The sequence below is a fragment of the Enterobacter sp. FW301-JW81 genome (genome assembly GCF_058788735.1).
The window spans coordinates 148867-171899 of the sequence record NZ_JBYTBA010000008.1 but is presented as its reverse complement, the minus strand read 5'-3'; the positions used below and the strand labels follow the sequence as shown (position 1 = coordinate 171899).

The 23033-nt window shown below is 56.3% G+C and carries 27 protein-coding genes; 5 read left to right on the top strand and 22 right to left on the bottom strand.

Features of this window, described 5'->3' with window-relative positions:
- Positions 1-17 precede the first annotated feature (17 nt).
- The 10 genes from bfd to fkpA form a co-directional block, all read right to left on the bottom strand.
- Positions 18-212 carry a bacterioferritin-associated ferredoxin gene (gene bfd, locus AC3WOK_RS21440; protein ID WP_008503493.1) on the bottom strand — a complete coding sequence of 65 codons (195 nt, stop codon included), beginning with the start codon at positions 210-212 and terminating at the stop codon, positions 18-20.
- 179 nt (positions 213-391) lie between these two features.
- Complete coding sequence (gene tuf, locus AC3WOK_RS21435) at positions 392-1576, bottom strand: elongation factor Tu (protein WP_014068448.1); 1185 nt, start codon at positions 1574-1576, stop codon at positions 392-394.
- 69 nt (positions 1577-1645) lie between these two features.
- Entirely contained in the window at positions 1646-3760 is a 2115-nt protein-coding gene (fusA, locus tag AC3WOK_RS21430; protein ID WP_032662329.1) for an elongation factor G, read from the bottom strand.
- A 96-nt stretch (positions 3761-3856) separates the two neighbouring features.
- Positions 3857-4327 (bottom strand): 30S ribosomal protein S7, encoded by a 471-nt coding sequence (gene rpsG, locus AC3WOK_RS21425; protein ID WP_004106370.1) that lies wholly within the window; start codon positions 4325-4327, stop codon positions 3857-3859.
- A gap of 96 nt (positions 4328-4423) precedes the next feature.
- Positions 4424-4798 (bottom strand): 30S ribosomal protein S12, encoded by a 375-nt coding sequence (rpsL, locus tag AC3WOK_RS21420; RefSeq protein ID WP_000246815.1) that lies wholly within the window; start codon positions 4796-4798, stop codon positions 4424-4426.
- 124 nt (positions 4799-4922) lie between these two features.
- Positions 4923-5210: a sulfurtransferase complex subunit TusB gene (tusB, locus tag AC3WOK_RS21415; RefSeq protein WP_492355092.1), complete on the bottom strand. Its 288-nt coding sequence runs from the start codon at positions 5208-5210 to the stop codon at positions 4923-4925.
- Positions 5211-5217: 7 nt separating this feature from the next.
- A complete protein-coding gene (gene tusC, locus AC3WOK_RS21410; protein WP_492355091.1) occupies positions 5218-5577 on the bottom strand; it encodes a sulfurtransferase complex subunit TusC in 360 nt (119 codons plus the stop codon).
- Positions 5577-5963, bottom strand: coding sequence for a sulfurtransferase complex subunit TusD (tusD, locus tag AC3WOK_RS21405; RefSeq protein ID WP_033146792.1), 387 nt, complete (start codon positions 5961-5963; stop codon positions 5577-5579). The genes tusC and tusD overlap by 1 nt, the downstream gene beginning before the upstream one ends.
- Positions 5963-6685 carry a helix-turn-helix transcriptional regulator gene (locus AC3WOK_RS21400; protein ID WP_003861697.1) on the bottom strand — a complete coding sequence of 241 codons (723 nt, stop codon included), beginning with the start codon at positions 6683-6685 and terminating at the stop codon, positions 5963-5965. The genes tusD and AC3WOK_RS21400 overlap by 1 nt, the downstream gene beginning before the upstream one ends.
- A 165-nt stretch (positions 6686-6850) precedes the next feature.
- Positions 6851-7672, bottom strand: a complete 822-nt coding sequence (gene fkpA / locus AC3WOK_RS21395) for an FKBP-type peptidyl-prolyl cis-trans isomerase (protein ID WP_492355090.1) — start codon at positions 7670-7672, stop codon at positions 6851-6853.
- A 238-nt stretch (positions 7673-7910) separates the two neighbouring features.
- On the opposite strand from fkpA, the gene AC3WOK_RS21390 reads away from it, so the two are divergent.
- The gene (locus tag AC3WOK_RS21390) at positions 7911-8129 is read left to right on the top strand and encodes a protein SlyX (RefSeq protein ID WP_047345774.1); all 219 of its coding nucleotides are present in this window, start codon (positions 7911-7913) and stop codon (positions 8127-8129) included.
- A gap of 51 nt (positions 8130-8180) precedes the next feature.
- Here AC3WOK_RS21390 and slyD read toward each other — a convergent pair whose 3' ends face one another.
- The 4 genes from slyD to kefG all read right to left on the bottom strand — a co-directional run bounded on the left by slyD (position 8181) and on the right by kefG (position 11436).
- A complete protein-coding gene (slyD, locus tag AC3WOK_RS21385) occupies positions 8181-8771 on the bottom strand; it encodes a peptidylprolyl isomerase (protein ID WP_063430420.1) in 591 nt (196 codons plus the stop codon).
- A gap of 94 nt (positions 8772-8865) precedes the next feature.
- A complete protein-coding gene (locus tag AC3WOK_RS21380; RefSeq protein WP_010436300.1) occupies positions 8866-9066 on the bottom strand; it encodes a YheV family putative zinc ribbon protein in 201 nt (66 codons plus the stop codon).
- A 13-nt stretch (positions 9067-9079) separates the two neighbouring features.
- Positions 9080-10885: a glutathione-regulated potassium-efflux system protein KefB gene (kefB, locus tag AC3WOK_RS21375; protein ID WP_492355089.1), complete on the bottom strand. Its 1806-nt coding sequence runs from the start codon at positions 10883-10885 to the stop codon at positions 9080-9082.
- Complete coding sequence (gene kefG / locus AC3WOK_RS21370) at positions 10885-11436, bottom strand: glutathione-regulated potassium-efflux system ancillary protein KefG (protein ID WP_014885493.1); 552 nt, start codon at positions 11434-11436, stop codon at positions 10885-10887. Before kefG ends, kefB begins: the two co-directional genes overlap by 1 nt.
- Before the next feature lie 138 nt (positions 11437-11574).
- On the opposite strand from kefG, the gene AC3WOK_RS21365 reads away from it, so the two are divergent.
- Complete coding sequence (locus AC3WOK_RS21365) at positions 11575-13479, top strand: ABC transporter ATP-binding protein (protein ID WP_063430416.1); 1905 nt, start codon at positions 11575-11577, stop codon at positions 13477-13479.
- Between the two features lie 15 nt (positions 13480-13494).
- Positions 13495-14427, top strand: coding sequence for a LysR substrate-binding domain-containing protein (locus tag AC3WOK_RS21360; protein WP_063430414.1), 933 nt, complete (start codon positions 13495-13497; stop codon positions 14425-14427).
- Positions 14428-14489: 62 nt separating this feature from the next.
- On the opposite strand, the gene mdcH is transcribed toward AC3WOK_RS21360, so the two are convergent.
- From mdcH to mdcA, 8 genes are all read right to left on the bottom strand, one after another.
- On the bottom strand, positions 14490-15386 hold the full coding sequence (gene mdcH / locus AC3WOK_RS21355; RefSeq protein WP_492355088.1) for a malonate decarboxylase subunit epsilon: 897 nt from the start codon (positions 15384-15386) through the stop codon (positions 14490-14492).
- Positions 15386-16003: a malonate decarboxylase holo-ACP synthase gene (locus tag AC3WOK_RS21350; protein ID WP_492355087.1), complete on the bottom strand. Its 618-nt coding sequence runs from the start codon at positions 16001-16003 to the stop codon at positions 15386-15388. The genes mdcH and AC3WOK_RS21350 overlap by 1 nt, the downstream gene beginning before the upstream one ends.
- A gap of 2 nt (positions 16004-16005) precedes the next feature.
- Complete coding sequence (locus tag AC3WOK_RS21345) at positions 16006-16965, bottom strand: AEC family transporter (RefSeq protein WP_492355086.1); 960 nt, start codon at positions 16963-16965, stop codon at positions 16006-16008.
- 126 nt (positions 16966-17091) lie between these two features.
- Positions 17092-17892, bottom strand: a complete 801-nt coding sequence (gene mdcE, locus AC3WOK_RS21340; RefSeq protein ID WP_492355097.1) for a biotin-independent malonate decarboxylase subunit gamma — start codon at positions 17890-17892, stop codon at positions 17092-17094.
- Positions 17892-18725 carry a biotin-independent malonate decarboxylase subunit beta gene (locus AC3WOK_RS21335; RefSeq protein WP_447856388.1) on the bottom strand — a complete coding sequence of 278 codons (834 nt, stop codon included), beginning with the start codon at positions 18723-18725 and terminating at the stop codon, positions 17892-17894. The genes mdcE and AC3WOK_RS21335 overlap by 1 nt, the downstream gene beginning before the upstream one ends.
- The gene (mdcC, locus tag AC3WOK_RS21330) at positions 18718-19017 is read right to left on the bottom strand and encodes a malonate decarboxylase acyl carrier protein (protein WP_014885504.1); all 300 of its coding nucleotides are present in this window, start codon (positions 19015-19017) and stop codon (positions 18718-18720) included. The genes AC3WOK_RS21335 and mdcC overlap by 8 nt, the downstream gene beginning before the upstream one ends.
- Before the next feature lie 9 nt (positions 19018-19026).
- A complete protein-coding gene (locus AC3WOK_RS21325; RefSeq protein ID WP_492355085.1) occupies positions 19027-19884 on the bottom strand; it encodes a triphosphoribosyl-dephospho-CoA synthase in 858 nt (285 codons plus the stop codon).
- Entirely contained in the window at positions 19884-21539 is a 1656-nt protein-coding gene (mdcA, locus tag AC3WOK_RS21320) for a malonate decarboxylase subunit alpha (RefSeq protein WP_039024078.1), read from the bottom strand. Before mdcA ends, AC3WOK_RS21325 begins: the two co-directional genes overlap by 1 nt.
- Positions 21540-21767: 228 nt before the next feature.
- On the opposite strand from mdcA, the gene AC3WOK_RS21315 reads away from it, so the two are divergent.
- On the top strand, positions 21768-22790 hold the full coding sequence (locus AC3WOK_RS21315; protein ID WP_047345764.1) for a hydrolase: 1023 nt from the start codon (positions 21768-21770) through the stop codon (positions 22788-22790).
- The gene (locus AC3WOK_RS21310) at positions 22787-23005 is read left to right on the top strand and encodes a YheU family protein (protein WP_008503016.1); all 219 of its coding nucleotides are present in this window, start codon (positions 22787-22789) and stop codon (positions 23003-23005) included. The genes AC3WOK_RS21315 and AC3WOK_RS21310 overlap by 4 nt, the downstream gene beginning before the upstream one ends.
- The last annotated feature ends 28 nt before the right edge of the window (positions 23006-23033 follow it).

Genomic DNA, 23033 nt, shown 5'->3' with positions numbered 1-23033 from the left:
AAAAAAAAGATAGGTGCTTACGCGATCTCTTTGTATTCCGGGATCTGCATCAATTCGTCCTGCATAATCTCTCGCGCAGCACGTACACATTTACCGCATTGATTTCCAACCGGAACAAACTTGCGAAGCTGCTGAAATGACTGAGGCTGAAACTGGCGAACGGCCTGACGTATTTTTTTGTCGCTTACACCATTACATAAACAAACGTACATAGAGACTCCCGTTCAAAATATGCGCAAAGTGTAAGTGAGAATGGTTATGATTACAATAGCACAAGCGCCGGAATACGGGGCGGGAGCGGGCAAAAAATGCGAAATTTTGTGACAGACTTTTAGCGGCAGAAAACAAAAAAGGACGCCGAAGCGTCCTTTTTTTATTCGGGGATAATTAATTAGCCCAGAACTTTAGCAACAACGCCCGCGCCAACGGTACGGCCGCCTTCACGGATTGCGAAACGCAGACCGTCGTCCATCGCGATTGGGTGGATCAGAGTCACAACCATCTTGATGTTGTCGCCTGGCATTACCATCTCAACGCCTTCTGGCAGTTCGATGGTACCGGTCACGTCAGTTGTACGGAAGTAGAACTGTGGACGGTAGCCTTTGAAGAACGGAGTATGACGGCCGCCTTCGTCTTTGGACAGGATGTACACTTCAGATTCGAACTTGGTGTGTGGCTTGATTGAGCCTGGCTTCGCCAGTACCTGACCACGTTCGATTTCTTCACGTTTGATACCACGCAGCAGAACACCAACGTTCTCACCAGCACGGCCTTCGTCCAGCAGTTTGCGGAACATTTCAACGCCAGTACAGGTAGACTTCGCAGTCTCTTTGATACCAACGATTTCAACTTCTTCACCAACTTTGATGATACCGCGCTCTACACGACCGGTAACAACGGTACCACGACCGGAGATGGAGAATACGTCTTCGATTGGCAGCAGGAATGGCTTGTCAATCGCACGCTCTGGTTCTGGGATGTAAGAATCCAGGAAGCCAGCCAGTTCGATGATTTTCGCTTCCCACTCTGCTTCGCCTTCCAGCGCTTTCAGAGCAGAACCACGAACGATTGGGGTATCGTCGCCTGGGAAATCGTACTGAGACAGCAGTTCACGAACTTCCATCTCTACCAGTTCCAGCAGCTCTTCGTCATCAACCATGTCGCATTTGTTCAGGAACACGATGATGAAAGGAACGCCTACCTGACGACCCAGCAGGATGTGCTCACGAGTCTGAGGCATTGGGCCGTCAGTCGCAGCAACAACCAGGATCGCGCCGTCCATCTGCGCAGCACCGGTGATCATGTTTTTAACATAGTCGGCGTGGCCTGGGCAGTCTACGTGTGCGTAGTGGCGAGTCGGGGTGTCGTATTCAACGTGGGAAGTGTTGATGGTGATACCACGAGCTTTTTCTTCTGGTGCGTTATCGATCTGGTCGAATGCACGAGCAGAACCACCGTAGGTTTTTGCCAGAACGGTAGTGATTGCAGCAGTCAGGGTAGTTTTACCATGGTCAACGTGGCCGATAGTACCAACGTTGACGTGCGGTTTTGTACGTTCAAATTTTTCTTTAGACACGGCTATATTCCTTACTATAGTGCTCTCCCCTCTGGAGAGAGCACGGGACTTAGGTTTTAATCCTGTGGATTACTTACCACGGGCTTCAATAACGGCCTGAGCAACGTTGTTAGGCGCATCATCATACTTCAGGAATTCCATGGTGTATGATGCACGACCTTTGGTCAGAGAACGCAGCTGAGTTGCATATCCGAACATTTCAGACAGCGGAACTTCAGCGTGGATCTTAACGCCAGTTACTTCGGATTCCTGACCACGCAGCATACCGCGACGACGGCTCAAGTCACCGATAACGTCACCGGTGTTCTCTTCAGGAGTTTCTACTTCAACCTTCATGATTGGCTCAAGCAGAACTGGTTTTGCTTTCTTAAAGCCTTCTTTAAAGGCAATAGACGCAGCCAGTTTAAACGCCAGTTCAGAGGAGTCAACGTCGTGGTAAGAACCGAAGTGCAGACGAACACCCATGTCAACAACCGGATAGCCAGCCAGAGGGCCCGCTTTCAGCTGTTCCTGAATGCCTTTATCAACGGCTGGGATGTATTCGCCAGGAATTACACCACCTTTGATGTCGTTGATGAACTCGTAACCTTTAGGGTTAGAGCCCGGCTCCAGTGGGTACATGTCGATCACAACGTGACCGTACTGACCGCGACCACCAGACTGCTTAGCGTGTTTACCTTCAACATCGGTAACTTTCGCACGAATCGCTTCGCGGTAAGCAACCTGAGGTTTACCCACGTTCGCTTCAACGTTGAATTCACGCTTCATACGGTCAACGATGATGTCCAGGTGCAGTTCACCCATACCAGCGATGATGGTCTGGTTAGATTCTTCATCAGTCCATACGCGGAATGATGGGTCTTCTTTCGCCAGACGGCCCAGAGCCAGACCCATTTTTTCCTGGTCAGCTTTGGTTTTTGGTTCAACCGCGATGGAGATTACCGGCTCAGGGAATTCCATACGCTCCAGAATGATCGGGTGATCCGGGTCACACAGGGTGTCACCAGTGGTCACGTCTTTCAGACCGATAGCTGCAGCGATGTCGCCCGCACGAACTTCTTTGATCTCTTCACGTTTGTTAGCGTGCATCTGTACGATACGGCCAAAACGTTCACGCGCCGCTTTCACGGAGTTCAGGATGGTGTCACCGGAGTTAACCACACCAGAGTAAACGCGGAAGAAGGTCAGGTTACCCACGAATGGGTCGGTAGCGATTTTGAACGCCAGTGCAGAGAATGGCTCTTCGTCGCTTGCGTGACGCTCTGCTGGAGTATCTTTACCGTCGTCCAGGATGCCGTTGATCGCAGGAACGTCAACCGGGGATGGCAGGTAGTCAACTACCGCATCCAGCATTGCCTGAACACCTTTGTTCTTGAACGCAGAACCACAGGTTACCAGGATGATTTCGTTGTTCAGAACGCGCTGACGCAGAGCTTTTTTGATCTCTTCTTCAGTCAGTTCTTCACCACCCAGGTATTTCTCCATCAGCTCTTCAGAAGCTTCAGCTGCGGATTCGATCAGGTTCTGGTGCCATTCGTCAGCCAGGTCCTGCATTTCAGCCGGGATATCTTCGTATTCGAAGGTAACGCCCTGGTCTGCGTCGTTCCAGTTGATGGCTTTCATTTTCACCAGGTCGATAACGCCGGTGAAGCCTTCTTCAGCACCAATTGCCAGCTGCAGCGGAACAGGGTTCGCGCCCAGACGGGTTTTGATCTGACCAACAACTTTCAGGAAGTTAGCACCCATACGGTCCATTTTGTTAACGAACGCGATGCGTGGAACTTTATATTTGTTCGCCTGACGCCATACGGTCTCAGACTGTGGCTGAACACCACCAACTGCGCAATAAACCATTACCGCGCCGTCAAGAACACGCATGGAACGTTCTACTTCGATGGTGAAGTCAACGTGGCCCGGGGTGTCGATGATGTTTACGCGATGCGGTTCGTACTGCTTAGCCATACCTGACCAGAATGCAGTAGTCGCTGCGGAGGTGATAGTAATACCACGCTCCTGCTCCTGTTCCATCCAGTCCATGGTGGCTGCGCCGTCATGAACTTCACCGATTTTGTGGTTTACACCGGTGTAGAACAGAATACGTTCGGTAGTAGTGGTTTTACCGGCGTCGATGTGCGCACTGATACCGATGTTACGGTAGCGTGCGATGGGTGTTGTACGAGCCATTTGATTCCTCGTTTATATCTTTAGGCGTTCAGTTAAGTTACCCAGAGCGGGCGGCTTCTCTGAAGCGCCCGCCTGGTGACTAATACTCCGAAGGGATTACCAACGGTAGTGTGCGAACGCCTTGTTGGCTTCTGCCATACGGTGAACGTCTTCACGTTTCTTAACTGCAGTACCTTTGTTGTCTGCAGCATCAGAAAGTTCGTTCGCCAGACGCAGAGCCATGGATTTATCACCGCGTTTACGAGCAGCTTCAACGATCCAACGCATTGCCAGAGCATTACGACGAACCGGACGAACTTCAACTGGAACCTGATAAGTAGAACCACCAACGCGGCGGGACTTAACTTCTACGGTAGGGCGAACGTTGTCGAGAGCGACTTCGAAAGCTTCCAGTTCATTTTTACCAGAACGCTGAGCCAGGGTCTCAAGCGCGCTGTATACGATTGCTTCTGCAGTAGATTTTTTACCATCTACCATCAGGATATTTACAAATTTTGCCAGCAGTTCTGATCCGAATTTCGGATCTGGAAGAATTTTACGCTGACCAATGACGCGACGACGTGGCATGGGAATACTCCGTTGTTAATTCAGGATTGTCCAAAACTCAAAGAGTTTAGTTTGACATTAAGATAAATCAGTTTGGCCTTACTTAACGGAGAACCATTAAGCCTTAGGACGCTTCACGCCGTACTTGGAGCGAGCCTGCTTACGGTCTTTAACACCTGAGCAGTCGAGCGCACCACGAACGGTGTGGTAACGAACACCCGGAAGGTCTTTAACACGACCGCCACGGATCAGGATCACGGAGTGTTCCTGCAGGTTGTGACCTTCACCACCGATGTAGGAAGTCACTTCGAAACCGTTAGTCAAACGCACACGGCATACTTTACGCAGTGCGGAGTTTGGTTTTTTAGGAGTGGTGGTATATACACGAGTACATACACCACGTTTCTGCGGGCAGGCTTCCAGCGCAGGCACGTTGCTCTTTGCAACTTTGCGTGCGCGTGGTTTGCGTACCAGCTGGTTAACTGTTGCCATTAAATAGCTCCTGGTTTTAGCTTTTGCTTCGTAAACACGTAATAAAACGACCTCATACAATATGAGGACGCGAAATTTTAGGGCTACGTCGAAAAGGTGTCAAGAAATATACAGCGATCTCAAATCACCAGTTCATTTGACTGGCGTGTATCACAGTAAGATTGACGAAATCAGTATAGCCAACCACGTCAACTTTGGCTGAAATTTGACCAGACAGTCCTCGCGCATCAAGATCGTCTTTCAGCGCAGAGACAGATATGGGGGCATTGCAGAGGATTTCAACGAAACGACTGCCTTCAAGCGCGGCGAGCACGCCATCCTGAATCAGCAGCAGGTCATCACCTTCGCGCAGCATACTCAATAACGCGTCGATATCACATTGCCACGGTGAATGGCTCAGAGTATGGAGCATGGCAGCCTCAGAAAGTCAGAACGGTGTCGTAACGGGAAAGGTGTTCGCGCAGTGCGGCAGAAGACAGCGTTGTCACATCCAGCACGAAAGGCGTTGCCTCATTTAAACCGCGCGCGGCCAGGGAGTCGGCACAGACATAGCACGTTTCGATGTCGTAAAGCGGTAAAACTTTGAAGGTTGCAATGTAATCCCGCGCCAGAATGGCCTGAGGCTGTTGCCCCGCCAGAAGCTGAAATACACCGTCCCCCAAAAAGAAGACGCCAATATCGTCGGTCAGCGCTGATGTCGCGAGCAGCGCATCCAGCCCTTCTCTGCCTGACGCATTACCGTGCGGCGCGGAGGAAAAAACAAACGCGACACGCTTCATCAGAATTGCACCACTCTGTCGCAGGTTAACGCCGCCTGTGCCAGTGCACCCAGACCACTCAACGAAAAACCGGGCTGCAGGTTAGAACCCGATAAACCAAGCCGGGCGGCTTCGGTTGCATCGGTCACGCCGCGGCGCAGTGCCGCCGCAACGCAGATATGCAGTTCTACGCCCTGCTTTTCGTTTAATGCCTGCCAGGCGCGCACCAGATCAAACTCATCGCTCGCCGGTGACGTAAACTGGTTCGCGTTATACACCCCTTCCCGATAGAAGAAGACGCTTGCCAGCTCATGTCCGGCCGCCAGTAGCGCATGCGCAAACTGCAGCGCGCTGCTGGCCTGCTGAGTACCGTACGCCGGGCCTGTCACCATTAACGCAAAACGCATTACTTGTCTTGTCCCAGGAAATCACCGCTTTTGAACTGGCGGATGTAGAGGTAAACCGTGTGCTTGGAGATGTTCAGACGATCGGCCACCTGATTGATGGCGTCTTTAATATCAAAAATTCCTTTCTCATAGAGATTAAGCACGATCTGGCGATTCTTGGCGTTGTTCGAAACGTTGCGATCGGCATTCACCTCTTCAATCGTAAACTCAAGCGTCTGAGTCACGAGATCTTCAACGGAGGAGGCAAAGTTAACAGAAGAGCCCACATCCGGCGTTTCTGGTGGAATAAAGGTGCTCATGATTTGCGAGAATGGCACATCAAGGTTCATGTTGATGCACAGCAGACCAATTACACGATGCTCGCGGTTTCGAATCGCGATGGTTTCTGATTTCATCAGCACGCCGCTTTTGGCGCGGGTGAAATAGCATTTGGAGACGCTGCTGTCCGCGCCGGTCATGTCATGCAACATACGCAATGCAAGGTCGGTGATTGGCGAACCAATTTTACGGCCAGTATGCTCACCATTCGCAATGCGGATGGCGGAACACTTCAGATCTTGCAGGGAGTGCAATACGATTTCGCAGTGGGAGCCAATGAGCATCGCTAACCCGTCCACCACCGCTTCATAGGATTTCAGAATATCGAAGTCGGTCTGATCGAAAGGACGTTGATCCAGCAAATCAAGTTCACTGGTTTCGTTGGTTAAAAGCGACCTGGACATGAAAAAAACACTCCTTTTCAGGAGCCTGTCGTTAGGTTTTCAGGGCAGGCTCATTATCTACACGGACAACTAAATTAATACAGCGTGTATAGCGCTTTCCAGTGTTAATTATATCTGCCCCACAATAAAAAAACCGCCGCCTTAAAGGCGGCGGTTTTTATCACATTACTTCTTAGCGTCTGTCGCGGCTTTTTCTTCAGCCGGCGCGTCTGCCTTTGCATCCGCTTTCGGTGCCGGTTTGATATCCAGCAGCTCTACGTCAAAGACCAGCGTAGAGTTGGCAGGGATACCCGGAACGCCGGTTTTGCCGTACGCCAGATCTGGTGGGATAACCAGCTTGATTTTGCCGCCTTTCTTGATGTTTTTCAGGCCTTCAGTCCAGCCAGGGATCACACCATCCAGACGGAAAGAGAGCGGCTCACCACGGGTGTAAGAGTTATCGAACTCTTTACCGTCGATCAGCGTACCTTTGTAGTTCACAACAACGGTATCGCTGTCTTTAGGCGCATCGCCGGTGCCTTCTTTCTCAACTTTGTACACCAGACCAGTAGAAGAGGTTTTCACACCCTTCTCTTTAGCAAAGGTATCGCGGTAGGCTTTGCCTTTCGCTTCGTTGTCTTTAGCGTCCGCTTCCATCTTGGTCTGAGCGGCACCCTTCACACGCGCTTCAAACGCCTGCAGAGTCTGTTCGATTTCCTGGTCAGACAGCTTGCTCTTATCTGCAAATGCGTCCTGAACACCGGCGATCAGCTGAGCTTTATCCAGTTTGATGCCCAGTTTCTCTTGTTCTTTCAGAGAGTTTTCCATGTAACGACCCAGAGATGCGCCGAGTGCGTAGGCGGATTTCTGGTCGTCATTTTTGAACGCCGCTTTGCTGTCTGCAGTGGCAGCAGGCTTCGCAGCAGTTTCAGCAGCGAATGACAGCGGCGCGTTCAGCGCAACAGCCATCGTCGTCGCCAGCAGCGTTACTTTAAACAGTGATTTCATCCATATCTCCAGGGCCTGGGGACTCTCACCCCAGCATTAAACGTAAATGAGTTACGTACTATAAATCGTTGCGGAAGAAATCTACAGACAGACTCCCCCGATTCTCGCCACTTTTCAGACTATTTTTGTTTAAATAAGTTTCTTGCTGCAGGGATGAATACTGCACTCAGGGATAAACTCGGTTAAACTTCGCCGCCGCTGACCCATTATGGCGAATCAGAAACAGACGAGGTGAATCATGAAGGACACGATGATAGAAGAGAGACTGGCCGAGCTTGAAAGCCGCCTGGCTTTTCAGGACATCACCATCGAAGAGCTCAACCAAACGGTGACCGCCCACGAGCTAGAAATGGCAAAACTGCGGGATCTGCTGCGTCTGCTCACTGAAAAAGTGAAGGCCACACAGGCATCGCACATCGCCTCTCAATCTGAAGAGACGCCACCACCTCATTACTGAGGCGTAAAAAAAGCGGGATTATCCCGCTTTTTTATTTTCCGCATGACGGAATTAGTGGCAACCGCAGCCGCCGTTACCGCAACCACCTTTACCGTGGTCGTGACCATGGCCGTGATCGTGGCCGTGACCACCGCAGCAGCCGTCGTGGCCGTGATCGTGGTCATGGTCGTGGCCGTTTGCACCGTGAACGTGGCCATGAGCCAGCTCTTCTTCGGTTGCTTCACGGATAGCGACAACTTCTACGTTGAACTTCAGGTTCTGGCCAGCCAGCATGTGGTTGCCGTCAACCACAACGTGGTCGTCTTCCACTTCGGTGATTTCAACAGGAACCGGACCCTGGTCAGTTTCAGCCAGGAAGCGCATGCCAACCTGCAGCTCGTCAACGCCCATGAACACGTCTTTAGGAACGCGCTGAACCAGGTTGTCGTCATACTGACCGTAAGCGTCATTCGCGCCTACAGCAACGTCAAATTTGTCGCCAACTTCATGACCTTCCAGCGCGGTTTCCAGGCCAGAAATCAGGGAGCCGTGACCATGCAGGTAGTCAAGCGGCGCACTCACCGGAGACTCATCAACCAACACACCGTCTTCTGTACGTACCTGATAGGCCAGGCTGACCACCAGGTCTTTTGCTACTTTCATGATATCTCCTGAGCGTGGGAAAATTGCTGGCGCAGATTGTAGCGGAAATCTGCACCCGTGTACCCTTTAGCTTAAAAAAACTCAGGCGATATCGCTAGTCCGGATGAAAAATCCCGATAACTTGCTCTTCTTTGCGTACATGATCGCGGGCCTCTTTATCGGCCTCACGCATCTGGTGACCGCACTTAACACACTCAACAACATCAATATTATTTTCCCGCCACATTGCCAGGGTATCTTGCGCCTGGCAGGTCGGGCATTTTGCACCCGCAATAAAGCGTTTACGTACAGCCATCTTTCGTTACCCTTTATTCAAATTCATCCCAGCCATCAAGCTGGCGTCGTTCCTGTTGCATCTCTCGCTGGAAGATCTCCTCCAGCTCGCGACGCGCTTCCCGCACGCGGGAGATCTGCTCAGTATCGGAATGTACCGGCATCAGCTCGCGCAACATTTGCATATCCAGCCGGCGGAAATGCATCTGGGCGCGCTGCGCCTGATGAGGATGCATCCCCAACGAGATCAACGCCTTGCGGCCCAGCTCCAGCGCACTGGAAAAGGTCTCACGGGAGAAGTTTTTCACACCCGCCTGTAACAGTTCGTGAGCTTCAACACGTCCACGCGCGCGCGCCAGAATATGCAGATGCGGAAAATGCTGCTGGCACAGCTCCACCAGCTTCATCGTGTCTTCCGGATCGTTGCAGGTAATCACGATGGACTCTGCTGCCTCTGCACCCGCCGAGCGCAAGAGCTCAAGCTGGGTCGCGTCGCCGTAGTAAACCTTGTAGCCATATTTACGCATCAGGTTGACTGCGCTGATATCGCGTTCCAGCACCGTAATGCGCATTTTGTTCGCCATCAGCAAACGCCCGATAACCTGTCCAAAGCGGCCAAAGCCCACCACAATCACCTGCGGCTTATCGTCTTCCACCCACGGCGCTTCATCTTCATCGTCAGTCGGGTTTAAGCGGCGCGACAGGAGCTTATCAACCAGCTTCATCAGTAGCGGTGTGGTCATCATAGACAGCGTGACCGTCACCAGCAAAAGCGCCATCTGATCGTCTTTAAAAAGCTTCTGGGACGATGCCGTGGAGAACAGCACAAACGCGAACTCGCCCCCCTGGCTTAACACGCTGGCAAACTGCATGCGTTCCGAACTGCGCAAGCCGTAAATGCGCGCCATGACGTACAGCACCAGCGTTTTCACCGCCACCAGGATGGCAACGCTCACCACCACCCACAGCAGATGGGTATAGAGCACGCCGAGATTGAGCGCCATCCCCACCGAAATAAAGAACAAACCTAGCAGCAGCCCTTTGAAGGGATCGATGGCAATTTCCAGCTCGTGGCGATATTCGCTCTCCGCCAGCAGCACCCCGGCGATGAAGGTCCCGAGCGCCATCGACAGCCCCAGCGCGTCCATAAACAGCGCCGATCCCAGCACCAGCAGGAGCGTCGCGGCCGTAAAGACCTCGCGCACGCCCGACGCGGCAATAAAGCGGAACACGGGACGTAAAAGAAAACGTCCGCCAATCAGCATGCCCGCGAAGGCCAGCACCTTCATGGCAATTTTTGCCCAGTCAAAGTGATCGTCGCCAGAACCCGCCAGCAGCGGCACCAACGCCAGCGCCGGGATCACCGCTAAGTCCTGGAACAGCAGCACCGAAAAGCCCAGCTGACCGGCTTCATTGCGATTCATCCCTTTGTCGCGCATCAGCTGCAGGGCCATCGCCGTCGAGGACATCGCAAGGCCTATTCCGCCTATCACCGCCGCCTGCCAGGAGAAACTCGTCAGCATTAACAGGCCGCCCAGAATAGCGGCGCTGAACAGCACCTGCGCGGCCCCCACGCCAAAGATAGAGCGCCGGAGCTGCCACAACTTAGAAGGATTCAGCTCCAGGCCAATGATGAACATCAGGAACACCACGCCCAGCTCGGAGAAGTGGAGAATTTCATCCACATCGCTGATGAATCCCAGCCCCCAGGGGCCAATCGCGATCCCCGCCAGCAGATAACCCAGCACCGCACCTATTCCAATCCGTGCAGCAAGCGGCACCGCGACGACGGCCGCAAATAAAAATAGCACCCCGGCGAGGAGCAAATTCGATCCTTCCATTAACGACCTCCTGCCGGAATCGGGGATGCCAGCCATTCACCGTAGGCTCTGGCGTGGCTTGCCAGCTCTTTCGGATCCTGACGCCGTGCCCAGTAGACAATAATCGGGCTCATCCAGTGCATACGGCACATCGCCGCCGTCAGCTCGAAAGGCCGCAGAATGTCGCTCATCGGATAACGGTTCAGCCCGTCGTGGCGGTAAGCGCTTTCTGGCTCACCGGTTGTAATCACGCTGCGCCAGTACTTTCCCGCCAGCTGGTTGCCCCCCACACCGCTGGAGAAGCCCCGGCTCAGCACGCGGTCCAGCCACTCTTTGAGCAGCGCCGGACAGCTGTAGGTATAAAGCGGATGCTGAAACACAATCACGTCATGCTGACGCAGCAGTTCCTGCTCGTAAGGGATATCAATAAAAAAATCAGGATAGTGCGCGTAAAGATCGTGCACCGTCACGTTGCTGAGCTGAGTAGCCGGCTTAAGCAGAACCCGGTTCGCCACCGAGTCCTGAGATTCCGGATGGGCATACAGCAGCAGCACTTTTGCTGTCTGAGACATCATTCCCCTCCCGGTCTTGTTTCTGTTTTTGTGTATCGTCGTTGTTTTGGGCTACCATGGCGGCCCGGTGCGGAAAATGGCGCACACCTTACATTATCATAATGACAAATTAACATAGTCGGAACATACGGCGCTTCTATGATTGTTTTCTCCTCGTTACAAATTCGTCGCGGCGTGCGCGTCCTGCTGGATAACGCCACTGCTACCATCAATCCGGGCCAAAAAGTGGGTCTGGTCGGCAAAAACGGCTGCGGTAAATCCACGCTGCTGGCGCTGCTGAAAAACGAGATTAGCGCGGATGGCGGTAACTTCACCTTCCCGGGGAACTGGCAGCTCGCATGGGTGAACCAGGAGACGCCAGCCCTGAGCGAACCGGCACTCGACTATGTTATCGACGGCGATCGTGAATACCGTAAGCTCGAGGCGGAACTCAACGCCGCTAACGAGCGCAACGACGGCCACGCCATCGCCACCGTTCACGGAAAGCTGGACGCCATCGACGCGTGGACCATTCGCTCCCGCGCCTCCAGCCTGCTGCACGGCCTGGGCTTCAGCAATGAACAGCTGGAACGCCCGGTCAGCGACTTCTCCGGCGGCTGGCGTATGCGCCTCAACCTGGCGCAGGCGCTGATCTGCCGCTCTGACCTGCTGCTGCTCGATGAACCGACCAACCACCTCGATCTCGATGCGGTTATTTGGCTGGAGAAGTGGCTCAAGAGCTATCAGGGCACTCTGATTCTGATCTCCCACGACCGCGACTTCCTCGACCCGGTGGTGGATAAAATCATTCATATCGAACAGCAAACGATGTTCGAGTACACCGGCAACTACAGCTCCTTCGAGCGCCAGCGCGCGACGCGCCTTGCTCAACAGCAGTCCATGTACGAAAGCCAGCAGCAGCGCGTGGCGCACCTGCAGAGCTTTGTGGATCGCTTCAAGGCCAAAGCGTCAAAAGCCAAGCAGGCCCAGAGCCGCATCAAGATGCTCGAACGCATGGAGATGATTGCCCCGGCGCACGTGGATAACCCGTTCCACTTCAGCTTCCGCGCGCCGGAAAGCCTGCCGAACCCGCTCCTGAAGATGGAGAAAGTGAGCGCGGGCTATGCCGATCGCATAATTCTCGACTCCATCAAGCTCAACCTGGTGCCGGGCTCACGTATTGGTCTGCTTGGGCGCAACGGTGCCGGTAAATCCACGCTGATCAAACTGCTGGCGGGCGAGCTTAACCCGGTCAGCGGCGAAATCGGGCTGGCGAAGGGCATCAAGCTGGGCTACTTCGCCCAGCATCAGCTGGAATTTTTACGCGCGGATGAATCTCCAATTCAGCACCTCGCGCGTCTGGCACCGCAGGAGATGGAGCAGAAGCTGCGCGACTATCTCGGCGGCTTCGGCTTCCAGGGCGATAAGGTCACTGAAAATACCGAGCGCTTTTCCGGGGGCGAAAAAGCCCGCCTGGTGCTGGCGCTGATCGTCTGGCAGCGCCCGAACCTGCTGCTGCTCGATGAACCCACCAACCACCTGGATCTCGACATGCGTCAGGCGCTGACCGAAGCGCTGATTGAGTTCGAAGGTGCGCTGGTTGTGGTTTCGCACGATCGTCACCTGATCCGCTCCACCACGGATGATCTCTACTTAGTTCACGACGGCAAAGTCGAACCGTTCGACGGCGATCTGGAGGACTACCAGCAGTGGCTGACGGACGTGCAGAAGCAGGAAAACCAGCCGGAAGAGTCCGCGAAAGATAACGCCAACAGCGCGCAGGCGCGTAAAGACCAGAAGCGCCGTGAAGCGGAGCTGCGCACCCAGACGCAGCCGCTGCGTAAAGAGATTGCCCGCCTCGAAAAAGAGATGGAAAAGCTCAACGCCACGCTTGCCGCCGTTGAAGAAAAGCTCGGCGATAGCGGTCTGTATGACCAGAGCCGTAAAGCGGAACTGACGGACTGCCTGCAAACCCAGGCGAAGACCAAATCGAGCCTCGAAGAGTGTGAGATGTCATGGCTCGACGCGCAGGAACAGCTTGAAGCGATGCTGCAGGTTGAATAAGACTCCGGGAGGGCTATGAGTTTCGATATCACGAGCGAGATTACGTTCCGCAAGCTCAGCATCTTCATGACGTTTATGGAGAAGGGGAATATCGCGCGTACCGCCGAGACTCTGGGCCTGAGCGGCGTAAGCGTGCACCGCGCGCTGCACACCCTGGAAGAGAACGTGCGCTGCCCGCTCTTTACCCACAAGGGGCGCAACCTGATTGCCCTACCTTCCGCCTGGACGCTGCTGGAGTATTGCCAGGAAGTGATGCAGGTGATGGAGCGCGGGCTGGAAGAGTCGCGCAAGGTCGCCGGCATTGGCCAGGGGCGCTTACGCGTCGGTACGCTCTACTCGCTCACCCTGGAAACCGTGCCGCGTCTGATTATGGGCATGAAGCTGCGTCGTCCGGATCTGGAAATGGATCTGACGATGGGCTCTAACGACACCTTGCTCCACATGCTGGACGACGGGTCGCTGGACGCCATCCTGATCTCCATCTCCGAAAGCGATATCGACCGCAACAGCCTTGAGGTTCTGCCGCTGTTCCATGACGACATATTCCTTGCCGCACCGGCTTCCGCCACGCTGAATACCCACGGGCCAGCGGATCTCCGCGATTATAAAGATCAGAAATTTGTCGCGCTTGCAGAAGGGTTTGCGACCTACGCCGGGTTCCAGGAAGCGTTCCATATCGCCGGGTTCGAACCGGAGATTGTTACCCGGGTGAACGACATTTTTTCAATGCTCAGTCTGGTTCAGGCGGGCGTCGGCTTTACGCTAATGCCGGGCAGGATGAAGAAGGTCTACGAGAATTCGGTGCAGCTACTGAAGCTGGCTGAACCGTACCAGATGCAGCAGCTTATCGCGATTGTATTCGCCCGCAACCGCGAGCAGGACCCGAGCCTGCGGGCATTGGCGGCCGAAGGCCGGATGTATGCGCGCAGCCTGCAGGAAAGTGCGTGATACAAAACAAGACAACCGAACCCGTAGGCCCGGTAAGGCGCAGCCGCCACCGGGCAAAAAACTCATCGCTGAAGCCGACCCGCCAGATGCACCGCCACGTCCACCCCGCTGCGCTCCAGTGAAATCGTCTCTCCTTCCCACGCAGCCTGTCGCGTCAGACAGGTCAGTACGCCGCCGGGCGGCATCTCGATCGCTAGCCGGGCTTCGCGTTCGTTAGCGGAAATCATCGCCTCCTGCCAGCGCACCGTACGCGCCATGTTCAATGCCAGATCGTCCGCGATTTTCTCCGGCTGCCAGAGCACGCGCCCGGTGCTGCCGCTCAGATACGCACAGCGTGGGCGAGCCAGCGTGACGGACTCAAACGCCGCCGCCAGCGTTTGTGCCGGTGCCGCCAGCAGTTCACAGTGCGACGGCACGCTCACCGCCAGCCGTTTGGCCTTGTTTGCCCCTTTTGCCAGCGCGCGCGCCGCCACCTGCGCCATCCCGTCATCGCTTCCGGCAATCACGATCTGCGTTTCGGCATTCAGGTTAGCAATATACGTTCCGGTACCCTCGATAAGCTGCTCCACCTGCGGCAGGGTCAGCCCCATAATCGCCGTCAGGCCGTAGCCGTGCGGATACGCCTGCTCCATCAGATCGCCACGCAGCGCCACCAGCTTAAGCGCGTCCGTAAATTCCAGCGCGCCAGCCACGACCGCTGCGGGATACGCACCAATCGATAAACCGCTCACAATGTCAGGCGACACGCCGCGCCGCTCGAGCTCGCGCGCCCAGGCCACGCCTGAAATCAGCAGACTCAGCTGAACCGCGCGGGTGTGAGTTAGCGAGGCTGCACTATCCAGCGTATCGACTTCGCTACCCAGCACCTCGCGTGCCTGTGCAAGCGTCGTTCCCGGCAAATTTTGCAGCATGCCTTCGTGCTGCGTGCCCTGTCCCGGAAAGGTAAACAGTATTTTCATCACTCCTCCCTGCGCCACGGATCCGCTACCAGGCGCGGTCCGCGGCGGGTTTTCAGCAGCGTTTTTCCGTCGCGTAACCACTCCGCCAGCGCAAAGCCCCCTTCGGGCGTATCGACCTGCGTATCCGCCCGGCACAGCGCGCGGCCCAGCTGCGACTGCCATGCGGTAAAAGCATCAGGGGAAATCGGCTCAGGGGCGCGGATCAGCAGGTCAAGATCGCTGTCGGCGTGTATCACCGGAATGCCGGTCGCCAGCGCGTAGCCGGTGCTGCCGGTAACGCCCCACGTCCACGGCCACGCCTGCTGTGAAAGCTGCAACGCCACCTGAACCGGTGGCTGAGTCACAAACGGCGAGCGCAGCAGATCGGCCGTCACGCTCAGCGCCTCAGGCGAAACCACGCGTAGCACATTCTCAGGCTTTACCCACCCGGCCGCACGCTGGTCGCGGCGCAGGCCGCGAACGCCAACGGGGATGCGGCCGTCGCTATCAACATCACGCCGCACCACTACCGGCAGGCCGGTATGCCAGATGGCATCCACCCAGGATTCGGCGATCCCTTCCAGCGCGTCGCGCGCGGTAAGCCAGATGAGGTCGTGCGGGCGTAATGTTGTGGTCATAATTACATTCCTGAAGTCAGCGAGATAAACAGCGGCAGCGACAGGATACACAGTACGGAGCTTAACAGCAGCACGGCTTCAGCATCCGGCGACTGCACGCCAAAGCGGTTACCGAACACCACGCCGAAGAAGCCCGCAGAAAGCGCAATCATCAGGATAGCGGTAATCGCCACGGAGCCATGCAGACCGAAGATCAGCACAATACCCCAGGCAATCGCAGGCTGAATCAGCAGCTTGGCGATAGTTGAGGTGATAACCATGGTGTTGATCTGCAGCTTACGGGCAGAGAGGATCACCCCGGTCAGGAACAGCGCCGCAGCGGTGGCGGACAGCCCCAGCGGTTTAATCGCCGCCAGAACCAGATCCGGCATTTTGATGCCGATGGCAGACAAAATCACACCCAGCAGCGGGCCCATCACGATCGGTTTCTTAATGGAGCGCCACATCAGCACCGGCAGCATGGAGAGCGTTGAGCCGGAGCTATTGCCCTCAGCGCGCGCTTTTTCACGCTCCAGGATCAGCAGGCAGAACGGCGTCATCAGCACGGAGCCGCAGGCAATAGAGACCGCGACGGACAGAGACGTGGAAGAACCTTCCCCCAGCACGCTGCCCAGAATCGGCAGGCCAAGCGCCGCGTAGTTCGGCAACGCGACCGTCAGGGTCAGTACCGCGGCGTCCTGTGGAGATTTTTTAAAGACTTTGGTGGCGAGGAAGTAGATGGCCGCATAGGTAATCCACATCGCCAGGGTCAGCACGAGGATCAGCGGCGACTGCGCCACAATGCCGGTCCACGGCGTTTGCACGGTGGCGCTAAACAGCGCGGCAGGCAGTGCAAAATCCATCACGAAGATATTGAGCAGGGAAACGTTTTTATTATCGACAATCTTTGCCTTACCGGCCCAGAATCCCAGCAGCATGATGACGAAAATCGGTGCAAGAGCATGAACAATTACGTAAGTCATAAATCACCTGTAGTAAAAAAAGTTTTAGCACTGGCGCGATGATTATTATTTTTCAGGATGCAGGCTCCCACGCGAGCGCAGCGGACGCGCCCGCGGGGTTATGCATCTGGCAGGTCTCTTTTTTACTTACCAGCTGGCTCGCATACGTTCGCGTACGAGCGCCGAGCTGCGGCGGTTGTCAGCACCCAGACGATTTTTCAGCGTGGTGTCCTGACGAGCGTCACTGATGGCCTGTTGCAGGGTGGTTTTCACCTGCGCCAGATCGTTATCGGATGGGGCATCCGGGTTGCTGATGTCCAGCAGGCTGGAGAGCAGCCCCAGCGTGGCGTAGTTGCTGATGTCATAGGCCATTGGCGGAATGGTTGCCGCCAGTTTTTCCAGCGCCTCGACGGTACGCAGCGTAATGCGCGCGGCAGACTCTTTGCCCATCGCGTGGATCAGCACGCCTTTGTCGTTAAAGGCAATCAGGCGGTTGGCCTGGTAGCCGTGCGCCAGAAACGCGCCGGACATCGCCTTGCCGACGATCAGGCCAATCACCGGATGACCGGCCAGGCGAGCGTTCGCATACGCGGCAGCGGCTCCCGCCAGCGCCTGGTGAATACCAAACGCCTCTTCACGACGGCCATAGGCCTGGCTTGGAACGTCAATCACCGCCACAATCGGGCGCTTTACGGCCTTATCGGCGTCCGCCGCGACGGTCTCGCTGACCACTTTCGCCAGCGTCCAGCCTTCCAGCAGACCGACTTCACCCTTCGCGGCGCGCGGGAAGTGGTTGTTGGCATCCGGAACCACGGCAACAAAGCGCACCGCTTCGCCGTTAAGCTCGCCGTCTGCAGCCTGCACCGACGGGCATAGCCCTTCCACACGTTTTGCATTCGGGGCGAGAATATCCAGCCAGAGTTCGCCACGGCTAATTGAGTTAGTCATCATTTCACCTCCCGGGCAAAAAGCGCGTTAATTTGTTCGGCATCGGCCTGTTTGCGGGTGTCGAAATTCGTCAGACGGTTCAGGTAATCGTCGTAATTATCGGTGCGATGTTTCGCCGGCACGCCTTTAGCAATCGCGTCGTTCATCGCCTGTTTCACCGCGTTGATACCGTCACCGACCAGGGCATCCACCAGCCCGCTTTGGTAGCGCACTTCGCCGCCAGTCATGCTCCAGATAAACGGACGGTCGCGAGAGTCGTACTCTTCAATCCCGGCTTCCTGCTCGATAACCTGCGGGCCGTTCAGGCCAAGACGCGCTTCGCGGGTCACAATCAGGTAGCTGCACAGCGCCGCCGCGATGGACATGCCGCCGAAGCAACCCACGGTCCCGGCAACAATCCCGACCACCGGGGTATACCGGCGCAGGTCAACAATCGCGGCGTGGATATCGGCAATCGCCGCCAGGCCGAGGTTAGCTTCCTGCAGACGCACGCCGCCGGTTTCGAGGCACAGCACCGCCTGCGTCGGAATGCCGTTGCGGTTATCTTCTGCCGCCAGCTCCAGCGCCGCCGCCATTTTGGCGCCGGACACTTCGCCCATGCTGCCGCCCTGGAACGCGCCTTCAATCGCCACGACAACGGCTGGCTGACCGTTAATGGTGCCTTTCGCCACCACCATGCCGTCGTCGGCCTGCGGCACAATACCCTGCGGGCCAAGCCACGGAGAGATAATGCCTTCAAACGGATCCAGCAGTTCGCGGTAGCTGCCCTCGTCGAGCAGGGCCTGCGCACGCTGGCGTGCTTTTAATTCGATAAAGCTGCTGTCATCACGCATGGCTCACCCCCTCAAATACCTGTTCGATGCGAATGCGGGCCACGCCCGGCGTCGCGCCGAAATCATGAATGGTCAGTTTTCCTGCCGGCAGGCTGCTGACCGTTTGCAGGCGGTTGAACAACGCCTCCCAGCGACCACGGCTGTTGTCAACGGAGGTGGTGATATCAATGGTTAGCGTCTGGCCCGGTTCGGCGGTGAAGAGCACCTCCATATCCCCGGAACCGACTACCCCCGCCAGTGCCCTGCCGCTTAACGCGCGGCTGGCTGGCACGGTCAATGTAATTTTTTCCATAACATCCTCTTAATGCTTTGAATAAGGCGATTCGACGCGGTCAAGAAACAGCGTGGCGGCAAGCAGGTCGGCGGCACCGCCCGGTGACGCGTTAAGCGCCAGCATCTGACGGTCTAAGTTCGCCAGCGCCTGCTGGCCCGCGAGGGTGGCACAGCCTCCCGCATTCAGTACCGCACGGGCACCGTGCTGCATAGCGTCCAGCCCCTCCATGCCGGCGCGCGACAGCACGCATGTATCGGTGAGCGACGTCATGATGGCCATCAGCGCGTCGAGTCTGGCCTGTGCTTCACTGCTGCCGTTCAGGCGGCTGAGGCGAAGCTGCGGCAGCGCGCGCTGCATAACGTGCGGGAACGCCTGCTGAGCCTCTTCGCGGGCACCCGGCACGCGGTAGCGGTGCGTGGCGCGCAGGCCTTTACTGAAGGCCTTCGGCGCCGCATCGTCCGGCAGTTTTGCCAGCTGCGCGGCGGTGCGGGCGACGTTTTGCGCACGGGCATCACCGCCCAGCATCGCCACCGCGCTGACCAGCAATCCCAGCGCCCAAATCGCGCCGCGATGGGTGTTTACGCCCCCGGTTGCGGCCATCATCTGCTGCTCGCCCTCGCGGCCGAGCCGCCCGACGGTTTGCCTGAGCGCAATATCTGCCGGACGCTGCCAGCTTTGCTGCGCCAGCGCCTGAAACGTGGGGGTCAGGCTGTGCGCGGAGCGCTCCATCAGCGCAAGGGATAAATCGTGGTGCGCGCCGTTCCCCCGACTGTCCACCAGACCGGGTTTCGGGCTTAAACGTGCTTCGTCAATCAGACACTGCGTGGCGGTTCGCGCCAGCCATTCGGCACCGCCTTCAACCTGAATCTGGGGCAGAAGTTTCATTACCAGCTCCGGAATTTCGCAGGTGGGTTGTAGAGACCGCCGGACCATTCCACGAGGTCTGACACGCTGCCTGCCGCCAGCAGAGAGCGGGTGGCGTCGGTTCGGCGAATCCCCATATCTTCCGGGTAGACCACTTTGCCGCTCTGACGCAGTTCCGCCACGCGTTTGGCATCCACGCCCAGACCGATATCGGTGATACCGGCGACGGCCGCGACCATGGCACGACGCTCTTCCAGATCTTTCGCCCGGTAGAGGTAAGCGATCCCCTCTTCCGTCAGCACGTGGGTCACGTCGTCGCCGTAGATCATCACCGGCGCCAGCGGCATGCCGGAGGCTTTCGCCACGTCAACGGCATCGAGTTTTTCCACGAAGGTTGGCTTCACGCCCGCCTGGAAGGTTTCCACCATCTGGACGACCAGTTTTTTACCGCGCTGCATCGGGTCAGGTTCGGTGATCATGTTCAGCCAGGCCGGCGTGGCGTGACGACGACCGTGCGGGTCGTGGCCCATGTTTGGCGCACCGCCGAAGCCGGAAAGACGACCGCGGGTCACCGTTGAGGAGTTGGCGTAACCATCAACCTGCAGCGTAGAGCCGATAAACATATCGACCGCGTACTGGCCTGCCAGCTGGCAGAACGCGCGGTTAGAGCGCATGGAGCCGTCGGCACCGGTAAAGAACACGTCAGGACGGGCGCGGATGTACTCTTCCATCCCCAGCTCGCCGCCGAAGCAGTGCACGCTTTCGACCCAGCCGCTTTCAATGGCCGGGATCAGCGTCGGATGCGGGTTCAGCGTCCAGTGCTTACAGATTTTGCCCTTCAGGCCGAGCTGTTCGCCGTAGGTGGGCAGCAGCAGCTCAATTGCCGCAGTGTTAAAGCCGATCCCGTGGTTCAGGGACTGCACCTGATGTTCCGCGTAGATGCCTTTGATGGCCATCATCGCCATCAGGATGTGTTCCTGTTTAATCAGACGCGGGTCGCGGGTAAACAGCGGTTCGATAAAGAACGGCTTATCGGCAACCACAACGAAGTCGATCCAGGAGCCCGGAATATCGACGCGCGGCAGGTCACACTCGTCATCCACCAGCTCGTTCACCTGGGCAATGACAATCCCGTCGTGGAACGCTGCGGCTTCCACCAGCGCCGGGGTGTCTTCGGTGCTCGCCCCGGTGTAGAGGTTGCCTTTGCGGTCGGCTTTAAAGCCGGCGATCAGCGCCACGTTTGGCGAGAGGTCGACGTAGAGGCGTGAATAGAGTTCGATATAGGTGTGAATCGCGCCGATTTCGAGCTGACCATCCTCCAGCAGCTGGGAGATTCGCAGGCTCTGCGTCCCGGAGAAGGAGAAATCCAGCTTGCGGGCGATGCCTTTCTCAAAGATATCCAGATGCTCGCTGCGGCCGACGCTCGGCATGATCATATGCAGGTCGTGGACAATTTGCGGGTTCACTTCGGCAAGCGAGCGGGAAAGGAAATCCGCCTGCTTCTGGTTGTTACCTTCCAGAACGACCTTGTCGCCAGGCGCGATCAGTTTTTCCAGCATGGCGACAAGATCGCCGGTTGGCAGTACCTTGCCCTGCACCGGTACGGACGCCAGACGACGCGCTTTTTCGCTGCGTCGGGTGTTCCATTGCCGGGTGGGTGTTTGCCCAGATAACATTATTAACCTCCTGATTCAGCTAATCATTTTGATTTGCTTAACGTTGAGTAAAGTGTGCGCTCTGGTGAGAAAGGCATCAATTAAGCGTAGAGCCAAATCATTAGCCTGAGAGTAATAATCAAGGTAAATATTTGTGATCGGGATCAGTTCATGTTTCGGAAAACCAGGCTAAACGGGGTACAATTCGGAAAGTATCGTTAATTTCCGACAAGAATCAGCATCGCGCTTATGACCCAAATCATTCCATCAGACTTCGACATTGCAGCCGAAGACAGCACTGAGTTCGTGCCTATGCGCGGCGTCGCCAATCGCCATTTGCAGACCATGCTGCCGCGACTGATCCGCCGCAAGGTTCAGTTCACCCCGCACTGGCAGCGCCTTGACCTGCCAGACGGTGACTTTCTGGATCTCGCCTGGAGCGAAGCGCCGGAGCAGGCCCGCCATAAGCCGCGCCTGGTGGTCTTTCACGGCCTGGAAGGCAGCCTGCACAGCCCCTATGCGCATGGGTTAATTGAGGCGGCAAAAGCGCGCGGCTGGCTCGGCGTGGTGATGCATTTCCGCGGCTGCAGCGGCGAACCCAATCGTCAGAAACGCATCTATCACTCGGGTGAAACCGAAGATGGAACGTGGTTTTTACACTGGCTGCGGGAAAACTTTGGCACCGTGCCCACCGCTGCCGTGGGCTACTCGCTGGGCGGAAATATGCTGGCCTGCCTGCTGGCGAAAGAGGGCGAAAGCGTACCGCTGGATGCCGCAGTGATTGTCTCCGCGCCGTTTATGCTGGAGCAGTGCAGCTACCACATGGAGAAAGGCTTTTCTCGCGTCTATCAGCGCTACCTGCTCAACCTGCTGAAAGCCAACGCGGCGCGTAAGCTGAAGGCCTATCCTGATACCCTTCCGGTGAGCCTGCGCCAGCTGAAAAAGGTGCGCCGTATTCGCGAGTTCGACGATCTGATCACCGCGAAAATCCACGGCTTCGCCGATGCGATTGACTACTATCGTCAGTGCAGCGCCATGCCGCTGCTCAGCAAGATCACGCAGCCGACGCTTATCATTCATGCCAAAGATGACCCTTTTATGGATCATCACTCGATCCCCGCTCAGGAATTCCTGCCCGACAACGTTCACTATCAGCTGACGGAGCACGGTGGCCACGTTGGGTTTATCGGCGGCACGCTGCGCCGCCCGAAAATGTGGCTTGAGACGCGTATTCCTGACTGGCTAACCCCTTATCTGGACGGTGCAAAATGATTATTCCCTGGCAGGATCTGGCTCCCGAAACGCTCGATAATCTGATTGAAAGCTTTGTATTACGCGAAGGCACCGATTATGGTGAACAAGAACGCTCGCTTGAGCAAAAGGTCAACGATGTAAAGCGCCAGCTGAAAAGCGGCGACGTGGTGCTGGTGTGGTCAGAGCTGCATGAGACGGTCAATATCATGCCCCGCAACGCGTTTCACGGCTGATCTTCCACCCATTTCAGTCAGGGAGTTG

What these genes read in the sequence shown, in the direction of transcription:
- slyD (WP_063430420.1), bottom strand. Translation starts at nt 8,771, where the DNA reads ATGAAAGTAGCAAAAGACCTGGTGGTCAGCCTGGCCTATCAGGTACGT.
- mdcE (WP_492355097.1), bottom strand. Translation starts at nt 17,892, where the DNA reads ATGACTAACTCAATTAGCCGTGGCGAACTCTGGCTGGATATTCTCGCC.
- AC3WOK_RS21380 (WP_010436300.1), bottom strand. Translation starts at nt 9,066, where the DNA reads ATGGCTGTACGTAAACGCTTTATTGCGGGTGCAAAATGCCCGACCTGC.
- kefB (WP_492355089.1), bottom strand. Translation starts at nt 10,885, where the DNA reads ATGGAAGGATCGAATTTGCTCCTCGCCGGGGTGCTATTTTTATTTGCG.
- mdcH (WP_492355088.1), bottom strand. Translation starts at nt 15,386, where the DNA reads ATGAAAATACTGTTTACCTTTCCGGGACAGGGCACGCAGCACGAAGGC.
- AC3WOK_RS21315 (WP_047345764.1), top strand. Translation starts at nt 21,768, where the DNA reads ATGACCCAAATCATTCCATCAGACTTCGACATTGCAGCCGAAGACAGC.
- AC3WOK_RS21350 (WP_492355087.1), bottom strand. Translation starts at nt 16,003, where the DNA reads ATGACCACAACATTACGCCCGCACGACCTCATCTGGCTTACCGCGCGC.
- rpsL (WP_000246815.1), bottom strand. Translation starts at nt 4,798, where the DNA reads ATGGCAACAGTTAACCAGCTGGTACGCAAACCACGCGCACGCAAAGTT.
- tusB (WP_492355092.1), bottom strand. Translation starts at nt 5,210, where the DNA reads ATGCTCCATACTCTGAGCCATTCACCGTGGCAATGTGATATCGACGCG.
- kefG (WP_014885493.1), bottom strand. Translation starts at nt 11,436, where the DNA reads ATGTCTCAGACAGCAAAAGTGCTGCTGCTGTATGCCCATCCGGAATCT.
- fkpA (WP_492355090.1), bottom strand. Translation starts at nt 7,672, where the DNA reads ATGAAATCACTGTTTAAAGTAACGCTGCTGGCGACGACGATGGCTGTT.
- fusA (WP_032662329.1), bottom strand. Translation starts at nt 3,760, where the DNA reads ATGGCTCGTACAACACCCATCGCACGCTACCGTAACATCGGTATCAGT.
- AC3WOK_RS21325 (WP_492355085.1), bottom strand. Translation starts at nt 19,884, where the DNA reads ATGAAACTTCTGCCCCAGATTCAGGTTGAAGGCGGTGCCGAATGGCTG.
- AC3WOK_RS21400 (WP_003861697.1), bottom strand. Translation starts at nt 6,685, where the DNA reads ATGTCCAGGTCGCTTTTAACCAACGAAACCAGTGAACTTGATTTGCTG.
- AC3WOK_RS21365 (WP_063430416.1), top strand. Translation starts at nt 11,575, where the DNA reads ATGATTGTTTTCTCCTCGTTACAAATTCGTCGCGGCGTGCGCGTCCTG.
- tusD (WP_033146792.1), bottom strand. Translation starts at nt 5,963, where the DNA reads ATGCGTTTTGCGTTAATGGTGACAGGCCCGGCGTACGGTACTCAGCAG.
- tusC (WP_492355091.1), bottom strand. Translation starts at nt 5,577, where the DNA reads ATGAAGCGTGTCGCGTTTGTTTTTTCCTCCGCGCCGCACGGTAATGCG.
- AC3WOK_RS21360 (WP_063430414.1), top strand. Translation starts at nt 13,495, where the DNA reads ATGAGTTTCGATATCACGAGCGAGATTACGTTCCGCAAGCTCAGCATC.
- AC3WOK_RS21310 (WP_008503016.1), top strand. Translation starts at nt 22,787, where the DNA reads ATGATTATTCCCTGGCAGGATCTGGCTCCCGAAACGCTCGATAATCTG.
- AC3WOK_RS21390 (WP_047345774.1), top strand. Translation starts at nt 7,911, where the DNA reads ATGAAGGACACGATGATAGAAGAGAGACTGGCCGAGCTTGAAAGCCGC.
- rpsG (WP_004106370.1), bottom strand. Translation starts at nt 4,327, where the DNA reads ATGCCACGTCGTCGCGTCATTGGTCAGCGTAAAATTCTTCCAGATCCG.
- mdcC (WP_014885504.1), bottom strand. Translation starts at nt 19,017, where the DNA reads ATGGAAAAAATTACATTGACCGTGCCAGCCAGCCGCGCGTTAAGCGGC.
- AC3WOK_RS21345 (WP_492355086.1), bottom strand. Translation starts at nt 16,965, where the DNA reads ATGACTTACGTAATTGTTCATGCTCTTGCACCGATTTTCGTCATCATG.
- AC3WOK_RS21335 (WP_447856388.1), bottom strand. Translation starts at nt 18,725, where the DNA reads ATGCGTGATGACAGCAGCTTTATCGAATTAAAAGCACGCCAGCGTGCG.
- bfd (WP_008503493.1), bottom strand. Translation starts at nt 212, where the DNA reads ATGTACGTTTGTTTATGTAATGGTGTAAGCGACAAAAAAATACGTCAG.
- mdcA (WP_039024078.1), bottom strand. Translation starts at nt 21,539, where the DNA reads ATGTTATCTGGGCAAACACCCACCCGGCAATGGAACACCCGACGCAGC.